Annotated in this window: 10 protein-coding genes; 4 read left to right on the top strand and 6 right to left on the bottom strand. The window is 44.0% G+C overall.

Annotated features, from left to right (window positions below; genetic code table 11):
* Positions 1-385 precede the first annotated feature (385 nt).
* Together BM202_RS10135 and BM202_RS10130 are read left to right on the top strand one after the other, a co-directional pair.
* Positions 386-1,435, top strand: coding sequence for a ribonucleotide-diphosphate reductase subunit beta (locus tag BM202_RS10135; RefSeq protein WP_093825578.1), 1,050 nt, complete (start codon positions 386-388; stop codon positions 1,433-1,435).
* An 82-nt stretch (positions 1,436-1,517) separates the two neighbouring features.
* Positions 1,518-2,192 carry a class I SAM-dependent methyltransferase gene (locus BM202_RS10130; protein ID WP_093825576.1) on the top strand — a complete coding sequence of 225 codons (675 nt, stop codon included), beginning with the start codon at positions 1,518-1,520 and terminating at the stop codon, positions 2,190-2,192.
* 70 nt (positions 2,193-2,262) lie between these two features.
* Here BM202_RS10130 and BM202_RS10125 read toward each other — a convergent pair whose 3' ends face one another.
* The 4 genes from BM202_RS10125 to BM202_RS10110 all read right to left on the bottom strand — a co-directional run bounded on the left by BM202_RS10125 (position 2,263) and on the right by BM202_RS10110 (position 5,782).
* Positions 2,263-3,108 (bottom strand): FkbM family methyltransferase, encoded by an 846-nt coding sequence (locus BM202_RS10125; RefSeq protein WP_177236552.1) that lies wholly within the window; start codon positions 3,106-3,108, stop codon positions 2,263-2,265.
* A 127-nt stretch (positions 3,109-3,235) separates the two neighbouring features.
* Positions 3,236-4,156, bottom strand: coding sequence for a glycosyltransferase (locus tag BM202_RS10120; RefSeq protein WP_093825572.1), 921 nt, complete (start codon positions 4,154-4,156; stop codon positions 3,236-3,238).
* 99 nt (positions 4,157-4,255) lie between these two features.
* On the bottom strand, positions 4,256-4,714 hold the full coding sequence (locus tag BM202_RS10115; protein WP_093825570.1) for a regulatory protein RecX: 459 nt from the start codon (positions 4,712-4,714) through the stop codon (positions 4,256-4,258).
* Positions 4,715-4,783: 69 nt separating this feature from the next.
* A complete protein-coding gene (locus BM202_RS10110) occupies positions 4,784-5,782 on the bottom strand; it encodes a nucleoside hydrolase (protein ID WP_093825568.1) in 999 nt (332 codons plus the stop codon).
* Positions 5,783-5,899: 117 nt separating this feature from the next.
* Here BM202_RS10110 and BM202_RS10105 point away from each other — a divergent pair, with 117 nt between their 5' ends.
* Complete coding sequence (locus tag BM202_RS10105; RefSeq protein WP_093825566.1) at positions 5,900-7,072, top strand: glutathionylspermidine synthase family protein; 1,173 nt, start codon at positions 5,900-5,902, stop codon at positions 7,070-7,072.
* A 112-nt stretch (positions 7,073-7,184) separates the two neighbouring features.
* Positions 7,185-7,532: a DoxX family protein gene (locus tag BM202_RS10100; RefSeq protein ID WP_093825564.1), complete on the top strand. Its 348-nt coding sequence runs from the start codon at positions 7,185-7,187 to the stop codon at positions 7,530-7,532.
* 8 nt (positions 7,533-7,540) lie between these two features.
* On the opposite strand, the gene BM202_RS36640 is transcribed toward BM202_RS10100, so the two are convergent.
* On the bottom strand, positions 7,541-9,988 hold the full coding sequence (locus BM202_RS36640) for a hypothetical protein (protein ID WP_143100674.1): 2,448 nt from the start codon (positions 9,986-9,988) through the stop codon (positions 7,541-7,543).
* Positions 9,989-11,710: 1,722 nt separating this feature from the next.
* Positions 11,711-13,159 (bottom strand): hypothetical protein, encoded by a 1,449-nt coding sequence (locus BM202_RS10090; RefSeq protein WP_093825560.1) that lies wholly within the window; start codon positions 13,157-13,159, stop codon positions 11,711-11,713.
* Positions 13,160-13,202 lie beyond the last annotated feature (43 nt).

The following is a 13,202-nucleotide window of genomic DNA, read 5'->3' as shown; positions in this document are numbered from 1 at the left end:
TTCAACGCTCTTCTCAATGACCGACGTACACACGCCCGCCCAATCGGAGCGCCGGACCGTGAAACTATAACATGAGCCGGGTACGTAGCAAAGACACCAAGCCAGAGCTATATGAACTATGTCTATCATACTTATTTGAATTGTAGAGCTTAGTTTTCACCCTGGCCCTCTTCAATCCTAGACTATTTCAAGAACTTCGCTAACCATCCTCACACTAACCATCTGACTACGTTAATCTTAGTCAAATAAGAAATTTGACTAATAACATTGATTCTATCTATTCACCTTGCAGAAGCGGGCAGAACGCTTAAATTTGTTAGACTGAACTTACTGCTCAGCCTTCATACTAATCTGAGCTTTCCATATAAACCGCATACGTAGCACCATGATACAAAATGATGTGATCGAACCGATCTTAGAAGAAGACAAAGGCCGCTTTGTGCTGTTCCCAATCCAGCACTGGGATATTTGGGAGTACTACAAAACCCATCAGGCGTCGTTCTGGACCGCCGAAGAGATTGACCTCGGTCAGGACATGAAAGATTGGAACAGTCTTAATGATGGGGAACGCCACTTCATTTCGCACGTGCTAGCCTTCTTTGCGGCATCGGATGGTATTGTAAATGAAAATCTGGCCGTCAATTTCCTGTCAGAAGTGCAGTATGCCGAAGCCAAGTGTTTCTACGGGTTTCAGATTATGATGGAGAATATCCACTCCGAAACTTACTCGCTGCTGATTGATACGTACATTAAGGATAGCGCGGAAAAAGATCGGCTCCTGAACGCGATTGATACGATTCCTTGCGTCAAGAAAAAAGCCGATTGGGCGTTGCGCTGGATTGATAATGGTACGTTTGCCGAGCGGCTCATTGCCTTCGCGGTTGTAGAAGGCATTTTCTTTTCGGGTTCCTTTTGCTCCATTTACTGGCTTAAGAAGCGGGGCATGATGCCCGGCCTGACCTTCTCGAACGAACTCATCTCGCGTGACGAAGGCCTGCACCGAGATTTTGCCTGTATGCTCTACACCGACCATATTGCCAATAAACTTCCTGAGTCGCAGATTTACGACATCATTAGCAATGCTGTTGAAATTGAGCAGGAGTTTGTAGCCGATGCCTTACCCGTGTCGCTTATCGGGATGAACGCTGAGTTGATGAAGCAGTACATCGCATTCGTAGCCGATCACTTGCTGACTACGCTTGGCCTGCGCAAACTGTATAACGTAACGAATCCATTTGATTTCATGGACATGATTTCGTTGCAGGGCAAGACTAACTTTTTCGAGAAACGCGTAGGTGAATACCAGCGGGGTGAGGTCATGGCCAAGTTCAAGGCGATGAAAGCAGCCGCTACCCAGCCACAGGATACAGCTAACCCGATGCCTGTTACCGTACAGGAAGAACCCAAAGGCATTACGTTCGATGCTGACTTTTAAGTTATTATTGATACGTTTATTAGAAAAGTCCCTGCTTATATCAGGGACTTTTCTATTTTTGGTGCATTGTTAAATCCACCAAATGAATCGTTTAGATGTTATCGAAGCCTTAATGCACAAGAAGGGGCTTAAAAATTACCTTGAAATTGGCGTTGAAAATGGGCATATTTTCTTCCGTATCAAGAGTACGTTCAAAGTCGCCGTTGACCCGAAATTTATTTTCGACGCCAGCCGACGTTTTGGGAAGTCAATTCTCAATCCCTACAATCTAAACAATCAGTATTTCGAGAAAACCAGCGATGACTTTTTTGAGCAGGAAGCCCAGCAGGTATTTGCCAGTAAAAAGGTTCAGTTGGCTTTGGTAGACGGGATGCACGAATATCACTTCGCCCTCCGCGACGTCGAAAATACGCTTAAGTACATGGACGATGATGGTGTTATCATCATGCACGACTGTAATCCGCAAACCGCTGGGGCCGCCGGCCGCTTTGAGAATTGGGAAGTAGGCGAATGGAATGGTGATGTCTGGAAAACGATCATTCATCTGCGCAGTCAACGACCCGACCTGAACGTATTTGTTCTGGACTGCGATCAGGGTTTGGGAATTGTTACCCGGAAAAAGCCGGAGTCAACTCTGAACTTTACACCCACTCAGATTGAGGATCTTACCTACGATGATCTGGTTCGAAATCGGACAGAATGGCTAAATTTAAAGCCTGAGGGCTTTTTTTACAAGTACTTTGGCTTGCAAGCCTGATAGATTATATAGCCTAACCCAAAAGGCCATCCTTCTAATAAGAGCGGCCATTTTAACGTAGTAGGCGGCTCTACGACTTCCTGGATGGCGAATTAGGAACAGCGTAGAAATTGAAATTTTTCCACCGATTCATATCCGGCGGACTGATTTGAACGATTTCCGCATTTTCGAAGAAATCCTCAAAATAATAGAGTGTATAATCATGGTCAGCCACTAGCTGATACAATTCAGTCCGCTCATCCAGCTTAGCCTCACTAAAGCACTCAGCAATAAGTGTTGGCTTATATTCATCAATTAACGAAGAAATGGAACGTAGTACATCTTTATCATACCCTTCTACATCCACTTTAATGAGGGATAACCTAGGGAGGTATTCTTTATAATTCTCATTAAGGTATTTAGTCAGATTAATCCCTTTTACTTTTTCGGCGAGTTTAAACTTACCATGCGTATCCGCTTCACTGGCCGTTGCTGATACGCCACCGTTGCCAAAAGATGCCTCGGATGAAGAATAAAAAAACTCACCTTCCTCTTCGGTAATGGCATAACGCAGAGGAACAATGTTGGCTTTATCCTTATTTAGTTGTGCGTTAGCTTCCAGAATTTCAAACGTCACTGGGTTGGGCTCAAAGCCCAATGTCAATCCATCTTTACCCACTGCCAGCGCCATTGGCACGGTTGTATCGCCAATATTCGCCCCTACATCAATACTAAAACTTCCGGGCGTAGCAAACCGGCGGTAAAAATTGATTTCGCTCTGCGTAATGGTTTGAGGGGGAATCAATGGATTTTTCCAATTAGCAAATTGTACTTCCCCTTCCTTAGCTAATTGAAACGAATCTATTTCATATGGATATTTAGCCGTAATACGTCTTGCCTTTTTACGGGCGAATGATTCCTTTAAGTACTTGAACATGATGAATAGCTTGAGGTAGATAGCAATACGTCTTACTGGCATGTAAAGACGCTGTAATTGAACCTATACTCCCATCGAGTTACTTACTTTATACTTAGTTTTAGAGCTACCGTTAACGGCGCTGTATTTACGAACGGATAGTCTGCCGGTATCGTAAACTTTCGCTCATAGGACTACCGCGCCAGATGAATCCCGCCAGGCGAGCGTAGATCCAGTTTTTTCGGAACTTCCGCCCATTTTTAATGAAATAGTAAGCTCGAAATAACGCTCGCTCGGGCCAGGAATGATACTTTCGGAAGTAGTGAAACAGGGAAATGTAGTACTCCTTTTCGACGTCGTAATTATGAATCGTGCTCTGGCCCGTAAAATGAACGTATTCCGCCTGCGGCACCAGATACGTGTAGAGCCCTTTCTGCAACAGCCTTTTAGCCAAATCCTCTTCTTCAACATAGAGGAAATGAGCGACATCAAACCCGCCAATCAGGTTAAATGCCGATGCTCGCACAAACAACGTACTACCCATAACGAACGGTACACGTACCGGCTCCGTATATACCTGCCGCACGTTCGGATAAATACCGGGATTGAACATACGGACAAAACTATGTCCAAGGATTTTGCTGCCAAGAGTGGGCAAATAACCAAAAGTTATCTGACGAGAACCATCACCTGTAAACATCTGCGCCCCACATAAGCCTGCACCAGGCGTAACGTCCATAAATTTGGCCAGTTGACTGCATACATCCGTCCGTAGCACACAGTCGTTATTCAGGAAATAATAGTAATTAGCCTTTGGATCAGCCAATTGAACGCCCAGCATATTCCCCCCCGAAAAACCAACATTAATTCGGCTACGAATGAGTTGAACTTTAGGCTGATCAACAATGGGTTTCAGTGCTTCATAGTCGGCAGGAAGAGAATTATTATCAATAACAATAATCTCGTAATCAATGCTTTTCGTTTTATCCCGGATCGAATCAACGCAGTCGTAGGTAAACCGGTGGGAGTTGTAGTTGATAAGAATGATAGAAACTTTTCCGGGATTCATAACCGCAAAGAAGTAGGAATAACGTAGCGAAAGCAAGATGACACTAACGTGTCTGGAAAGTCGCATCTACCCTGGTATAGCTTCTGCTTTCCAAACGCGTTACTCCTCGCGCCCTAATACAGCAAAAATCAGTTCTGACTCGTAGCCTTTACTGAGGGCATACCGTACCAGTTTTTGCTTGACAACCAGCGGATTATCATCATGTAGGCTCCGGCGCTTCTTGTCCAGCAAATCGGTCAGGGTTTCCCGATAATCATCAGGGGCAATATCTTTCATGGCCTGATCGAGATTATAGCCTGAAATACCACGCTGCTGTAAATGCTGCTTGATTTTGCGTTTTCCCCAGCCTTTCACGCGAAACTTACCACCGGCAAACGCCTTGGCAAATCGTTCTTCGTTCAGGTAATTCTGCTGAATAAGCTCCGCAATAACTTCTTCGGCATCGTCGCCAAAAATGCCCCACTCTTTCAACCGGTCGCGCACTTCCTGCTGGGTACGTTCCTGATAGGCGCAAAACATGGCCGCTTTACGAAGCCCTTCTTTCAATGAATCAGTCATATAAAAACAACAAAAAAAGGCCCGAAAACACCCGGTATTGACATACGTTTCCAGCTTTTTTTTCGCTCACTACTTCCGGGGTTGATGCTGCATCAGTTTATTGATCAGTGCTTCAACCTGTGGTGTCGGCATCTTCACAACTAAATGTTGATGACCTTTGCCCGCCTTGTCCCAACCGTTCGAACCGTCAGCGTTCATCGTCAACCGGCCCGATTTGACGGTATAATAGGGTGCGTAGCCGCTCACACCCACCAGCACCGCCGTTTGATCCCAACTCATGCGACCGCCTTTATCTTCCTTCGATTTGGGCAAAGACATCGTAAAGACGTCTTTAACCGGGCTGTGTTGAATTTGAGCATTCTTCGTTAAAGGCAAACCGGAATGGATTTGCTCCCCAATTTCGAATCCGCTGAGCAACATGGGCGTTGGCCAGTTAGCAAACACAGCTTTCGAGGCTGGCGTATCTCTAAATACGTTGTACTCACGACCGCTCGGAAATTTGCCAGCCATGCTTACTACGTTCTTTACTTTTTGAGCCACCAATTCCTTCCCTGACAACTTAGAATATTGATCCGGTTTAGACGTAAGCAAATTGGCCAAATTAGTCAGAAAACCTACTGTAATAATCGTTACGCTATGGTCAGGCTGTTTAGCCAGAATTTGCCGATAAAGCGCAACAGCATCAGGAACCTCGTTATTCGACTTGATCTTATGCGGATAGCGTGCCGTAATCGTATCCGACCAATGCTGTGTGTCTTTATCACTCACTGCTTTCCCTTTAGGCACGCCAACGGGTATATCTGGTCGCTTGAAATATGTATTCAGCACACTTAGTACCTGCGTTACTTTGGGATAGTTAGTGCTGGCAATGGTAGCCAGAATGTTGGCTTTCCCTTCGTCGGCAAAAGCATGAAGTATAGTAATCGCCCCGACGTCATCATAATCCGGACCCATATCGGTATCGAAAATAACGGCGACAGGCGGTTTGTTTGGAACCGATTGTGCACTCACGGCAGCAATTGTCAGGGTTAGCAGCACGCCAACAAAAAGTAAGACTGTTCGGATCATAGGAATAGGCGAGATTTACAACATGATACTGTTCCGGCAGGAATTAAGCACTACTTTCGAAAAAATTGTCGTTCAAAAAGCACAGAGACGGCACTCCTGCATAAATCACTAACCGACATGATTTTACTCAAAACACTCGCGACACCACCCAATGCGCAACTCAGCAATCTTGGGTGGGACTGGATGCTTGGCAAAGATACCCTTCCCTATTTAAGCAATGAAGTGGTGATTGTAACACCCACCGAAACCGATACGTACTACGAAGCTGCTAATGAATTATTCGAGATGTTCGTGGCGGCTGGGCAGCACGTCATCGACGAGAACCGGTTTGCCGAGCTGGGCATTCCCGACAATCTAGTTGACCTCATCAAATTGTCATGGAACGATGACCGGAATATTCACCTCTACGGCCGATTCGATCTCGCGGGAGGCATAGATGGCCGCCCGATTAAACTTATTGAGTTTAATGCCGATACGGCAACCTGCCTGCCCGAAACGGCCGTGGTTCAGTACGCTCACCTTCGTGCGAATGGTCTCGATGATAGTCATCAGTTCAATGCTGTGTTTGAGACATTAACGGATCAGTTTGAGGAGCTACTGGCCCTTAATCCCGATTTACAACCGACGTTGTTACTATCAGCCATGCGGGGCTTTCCCGAAGACGATGCCAACGTAGCACTCATTGGCGAAGCAGCGCGTGAAGCTGATTTCGAACTCGAATTTGATTTTGTGGATAACGTCGAATTTTCGGCTGAGGAAGGTATTTTCTGGCAAAACCCTAAAAATGGTGAATTTGAAAAGCTGGACTTCTGGTTTAAGCTAGTGCCGTGGGAATCTATTGCAGAAGATGAACCCGAACTGATAAAAATCCTGACAGAAATCGTACGGAAACGGCTGGCTGTTATCCTGAATCCAGCTTATACACTCCTGTTTCAGTCAAAGTACATTTTAAAAATTCTGTGGGAGCTTTACCCAAATCATCCGCTGCTGCTCGAAACAGACACTAAACCTTTGGCGGGCAAAGCTTGTGTGGAGAAAGTATTGTTCGGACGCGAAGGCGCCAATGTGCGCATCCTGAACGCCGATGGCAGTGAACGACAGGCGGCCAATGGCGAATACGGCGAATACCCCAAAATTTACCAGGAGTACGTCGAATTTCCTCAGGACGCAAGCGGGTATACGTATCAGGCGGGCGTTTTCTACGCGGGCGAAGCCTGTGGGTTAGGCTTCCGGCGAGGAGGGCTCATTCTGGACAACAGTGCTGGCTTTGTCGGGCATGTAGTAGAATAAGTTAAATCAATGAGTACCGGTTTACGGTTTGAGGTATATGGTTGGCTGACGCATTAGCAACTACTAAACATGCGTTAGCCAACCGTATACCTCAAACCGCAAACCCTACTCTATGAACAACCTTAGCCTTTACATTCAGGCGCTTGTCTACGTAGCAGCCGGGCTGAATCATTTCATCAGTCCTAAAATGTATTTAGCCATTATGCCACCCTACGTACCGGCGCATCAGCTAATGGTGAATCTGAGTGGTGTGGCCGAGATCGTTCTGGGAATCGGTCTTTTGTTTCCAGCTACGCGTTCGCTATCGGCCTGGGGACTTATCTTACTGCTTGTTGCCATTTTCCCGGCCAATGTGTACATGGCAACAGCCGATCGGTTTCAGGACATTTCGGGGTTGATACGCTGGGGGCGATTGCCCTTACAAGCCATTCTGATCTGGTGGGCTTACCGCTATACGTAGCATTATTTTTAGTCTTCTTCGGCTGGCAGCGTGTGTCGCTCCCTTAGCTTCAGGTAATTCGCGTGGTATTTTTTATTGGCCTTAACGCCCACGCTGACCAACACGCCACTGACAATAGACTTGATCCAGTAGCCAAAAATAAACTTCTTCTGATCGCGGTCGTAGAAGATGCGTGCTTCCTGCTGATTCTTCTTGCGCAGGATCTTACTGGCCACAAAATTCTCAAATTTTATCAGCAACGAACGCCGGGTAGTATCCTTATGCCCAAGTAGACGGAGTTTTAAATCTTTGTAAAAGAACTTCATATCACCCACCGATGCATATCGATTCCCGGCAATCCGGGCCGTTATCGGCTCCAGATAACCAGCCTCCAGATCGGCGGATGCCATCGGATTGGTGATCTGGCTAAGCTCGGGCATATATAAGCCCGACGTTTTCAGAAGCATGTGAAAGCCCGACAGCGAATCTCCATACGACTCCCGATAATGTAGCCGTCTAATGTGAAGCCCTAGTAGCTTTGTGCTGGCCAATAGCTTCAGGCTATCAGTTGGCTTGGTGGGGTGATTGGTAATTGTTTTTAGTACACCATTTATTTCTTTCAAAGGAACCGTTCCGGTTCGATCCGTCATTTTCGATGTTTCATGGTAATTAACCTGACTATTGACCACACTGATCGAATCCACATGAAACGGTATTCTGATTCCAGAGATCAATCGGGTAGGCATCAACTTATTCGGTAGGATGGCTGGGTCCGGCAATCGTTTATCACGTGACACATCAGTAATGATATTTTTCACGACAATATGGTTGATAACTAAGGCTTTATCGGTATACCAGCGAGCCGCTTTGATCCCATTAAACTGAGCCATATCGCCTTTTACGGTGATATAATCGGACTGCACATTTGGCGGAGTCATAAACTCCTTTTTGGTCATATTGGGAATGATCTGAAAATCATTTGCCTGCAGGCGTTCGTTTTTGTGTTCCCAACTTAGTTTATCGGCCTTTATCGACGTAGCAGCGCTCTTAAATGACAAGTCCGAAATAACCAGATTAGACTGTTCGGCAAACGTTGGCCAAGCCATTTTCTGGCCGGGTGACCAATGGAATTCGGGCATATCGATGTCTCCATTGATTTCTTTAACCTGAAGCTCCGGGGGCGTTCCACCTTTCTTCGATGTCAGCACCGGATGTACATCCTTTAGTGTCAGACTAACCAACAGATGGGTTTGCAGAATAGGTTTGCCTTCTTCGGTAGCCGATAATCTACCAGCCTTCAATGTAACATTGGCAGATGGCACCGTTATGTTAAGTTTTGGAATAGCCAGCTTCACATCAGATGGACTTACACGTATCGACGCGAACGTAGCATCCTGATGTTTCTTTGCATGTAACGATACAGCCTCCACATCAACTATGGTTTGCACTTGTGTCGTTTTCTGGCCTTTTTTGGTGATTACATTTACCCGAGCCTGGTTCACTTTTAGATCATGCAGGACAAGATTCAGCGGAATAGAAAACGCTCTGGCTGGACTTACCGATTGCTTTTTGACGCTAGTCTCCTCAGAAACCATTGTTACTTCAGGGCGCTCTACCTGAATTGAAGTCAGGTTAATAGTTGAAAAGTCGGTGGATGGAAATGGCCCTTTGATCTGCATTTGGGGCAACACTACGTCCATTTTTTTGTCCGCACTATTATCTACGTAGTGGATGTCCTTCAACAGCGTATGCTCATGGCTATGTAGAGCAACTTGTGCTACGTTTATCTGCTTGCCACCGGGCTGCCTGAAATACATATCGTTCAGATTACCGAGAAACAATGCCCAATGCAAAAACTTTGGATCAGTAGTGAGTTTGGTCATTTGAATATTCTGCCCCTGAAAACCAGCCAGCGCTTCTTTGGGCAAAGAGGCTTTCAAATCAAGGTGTTCAGCCAGTAATTTTCCGATTTGCAATCTGGGTAATGATCTGGGTTGAGGTCTGACAGTTGATACAGTTATTGGCTCAGTAGCGACTAGTTTAGGTTTTACTTTAGCATTAACCAACAATTCCTGGACCCGAACCAGATCAATCTGAATTAATTTAGTCTGCTGTAACACGTCCCAACTGAAGGCTTCCCAATAAATTTTATTAGCTGTTAAAGATGTGCCGGCCGCCAACTTTATTTGTAATTTATCAACCCAGTTATGCCGCTGCTTCCCATCCATCCTATAGTTAGAAAGCTGAAGTTTCAGGCCACTTGAGGCAACATCCATTTCCTGAATTCTCAGATCAGATATGGCATGTTTGATTTTAATCAGTGCATCACTTGCCAGCAATTCTTTCACCTGAATTGTTGCATTCAATTTTTTTAACGTGGCATTTACAGGCTTAGTCTTACCGACCAGTTTATACTCACCATTACCGTCGATAATGCGAAACTGATCTACCTGAAGCAGCTCACCAAAACTATGCAATGTCTGATATATATCTGTTCTTTTATGGATTATAGTATCATGATCAGCTATAATATGTGGCTTCGATGGTGCTTTTCGGGTAGCTATTAGTTTAATAGTTGGTTCGATTAGCTCAGCACGCGAAGCGACTAACCTTTTCCGCATCAAGTCCTCAAGGCTAACGTTATTTAATCGTAAAGCAGGCGCTGTAAATATCAGGCCTTTTCCTTTCATTTTTTTCAACGCCGGGCCGTAAACCACATTTTCAAAAAGCACGTCGTTATTCAATAAAGAAAGTCGTTCTACGCTGATTTTAAAAAGACTATCCCTTGAAAAGAACGTAATATTATTCAGGTTTAGGTTGATACTATCAGCCATCAATACATGCTTACCTTGCGGATTAATGTGAAGGTTATGAATCGTTAAATTCGCTTTTTTTGTACCCACTTTCGGCGAATTTATTTGGCCAGCCATTACAATTTCACCGTCTTTTATTTCCGTATATCGAATATTAACTTGCCTAAACAGGCTTTTAACATTGGCATGAATAGTGCCTGTAGTATCCTTTATCTGGGTTTTCTTAGTCTGAAACGGCAAGCTTAATACGGGTCGTACGCAAATGAGCGTATCGAGCAGTAATTCACCTTTTTGATAGACCGCTGGTAAATGACTCGAATTAAAGAAAAATTTATCAGCATGCAGACTTGTCTCTCCCTGATCAGCTGTAGCTGGTTTATGATAAACAACAGAATCAATTTCAAATAACTGGGTAGCGCTTGAAAACCGTAGACCCCTAAAACTTAACGTATTTTTACCATCAGCCAAAACCCAATGCTGGCGACCCAATAAAAGTTCTATGTTATCTGAAGCAAATAAATGTTTATCATTCTTATCTATCTTTAAAAAATTCCTTACATCTAAATTGATCGTATTGATAACGAATGGAGCTATATGTTTTTGTTTGAAGAGAGCAAAAGAAGCATCCTGAATTTTAATTGATTTAGCGTGTAAGTGACCTAAAACTTTCTGTAGGTTATCAAGAATCATTGAGGTTTGAAAAGCTGTCTGATTCTTTTTTACTTCATGTACTTTGTAATCATGAATTATTATTTCGGGCTTTATGAGAGTCAGGCTGTCAATAGATAGTCGCTTGTTTTGTATAAGTTCCTGCCAGGAGTCGATTGCCAGATAAGCCTTTGGTATTTCTATATCATAATAAGTTTGAACATGTACCGTATCCTTCCGATGTAATACTATGTTATTTAGTGTAATGGTTTTATTCCATACAGATAGATTGAGATCACTGCTATGAAATGAATAGGCCCCTTTGCTCTGTTTTTCAACAACATATTGCAATACGTCTTTTAAATTGTTGACTAAAACATAATACAATACGCCAGCAGCTAATAAAGGAATTGCCGCTATAATAAGTAGTATTTTTACCCAGCGTTTTAAAGATACGTTCATTCGTTTGCCGTAATTAAATGGTGAAGCGTAGAGTAGCTTCTGAAATCGCTAATACATCTAATGTACTATGGAACAAATGGGCACTAGCCCAAAAATTTGGCTTAACAACAGAAAAGACAACAACTATCTCATAATGTGAATGATAGCAGCGCAATATACAGAGTTAGATGTAATTTTTTTGCCATTTATTCGCTAAAAGACACTAGCTGTTAAGTAAAGCTTCTATCTTTCAAAGGCATCACGTTAACAGCCGTATAATTGAAAATTCACCATACCTTACAGATTATGAATGTACGACAATAGCAAACCCACAACAAAGTGATTCACTTTTGCATCTACAGGATTGCCTAACAATACATTTGATTCGTTTGGCGTATCAAAATTCACCTCAGACCTGTATTTATCAGTAAACCCATAGGATAGCAGCAGACCTGGCCGAAAACTAAATTTCGGCCGTCGGATGTTGATCCCAATTTGCGTATGGTAGGTATTCCAATTGGTCGTATATGCTACGTATCCTTCATCATCGACGAAAGATTTTTTATCGGTATATGAGAAATCAGTTCGCATAGATATATACCCTATAACGGAAGGTTTCACTGGAAAACTAATACCAACAGCAATGTTCATAATTGCTTTCCGGACGTCTTTCAGTTTCAGTAAATTTCCGGTAGTCGAAGCAGATCCCGAATCAGACCGGATGAAGTAATCATTTCGGGGCGTTATAATATTATAGTCGTTTATTTTAGCGAAATATTCAGTTGCTACGTAAAGCTGGCCCCGGCCGTAATCGTAAGTATATCCTCCTGCAATACTCAGTGGAGTTTTATAATTTGTAGGCAATTTTTCCTGACGTGTATTGGCCAGGAAATTTAGGGGTGCCAGTGTCGGCGCCAAACGAATATTAGTGATCACGTAATCGGTCATGAGGCTACCTTGACCAAATACACGCATTAATGGCAACGTAACCAGTAGGCCCAGATGATGCCGGTTTTGATTATAGGCTAACCCCAGTTTCGGTTTTACCCCTACTTGTGTATATGTTACCCGATATATTGATTCTGTGTTAGAGAACTCAGGAAGAAGTAGAGGTTCTGCTCCGCTTAATGGATTTGACAAGGCCCGGCCACTATACTCAATGTCGAAGCTTTTGGTACGTAGTTGCGCTTCGAACGACGCACCTATACAGAATTTTTTGGAGAGTTTGTAACCGACGCTAAGGGCGACAGCAATTTCGTTAACCTGGTTTATTGAACTGAATTGTCCGAGGTAATTTTCTGCCCCAGGGCTGTATGCATCATTTAATACGTTCATCTTCGCATCCTGACGTTGATTAACCCGATCACTCAGGATATGGGTGTGAATCAGCGCGTAGGCCATTACCAGGCGCTCATTTTTCTTCATCCTTAAACTGCCCGAATGTATTTGAGGAGAAACACCCCCTGATACCGACCTGAGATCTTTTCCTTTACCTAACGCATCAATAATGCGGGTAGATTCAAGCTGGTACAGACTTCCGGAGAACTCTAATGCTGTTTTGGGGCGGATGGCTAATAGCGCGGGATTATAAAAAAAAACGCCACTATCCCTCGTATCAGCAATAGTAGTGCCGGGCGTCATAAAGCCCCCAGGTCCATAATTCGATGACCAATAGTTTGAATCCTGAGCAATAGCTTCCTGGAAACTAAGTTTAATAAACAAAAGCAAGGCAGCAGCACGTAGCATCAAGGCTGATTTTAGAGAAGCAACTGTTTTGGAGATTAACTTA

This window comes from Spirosoma endophyticum (genome assembly GCF_900112365.1).
GTDB lineage: Bacteria > Bacteroidota > Bacteroidia > Cytophagales > Spirosomataceae > Spirosoma > Spirosoma endophyticum.
The sequence above is the reverse complement of the archived record's forward strand: the minus strand, read 5'-3'. Positions and strand labels throughout refer to the sequence as shown.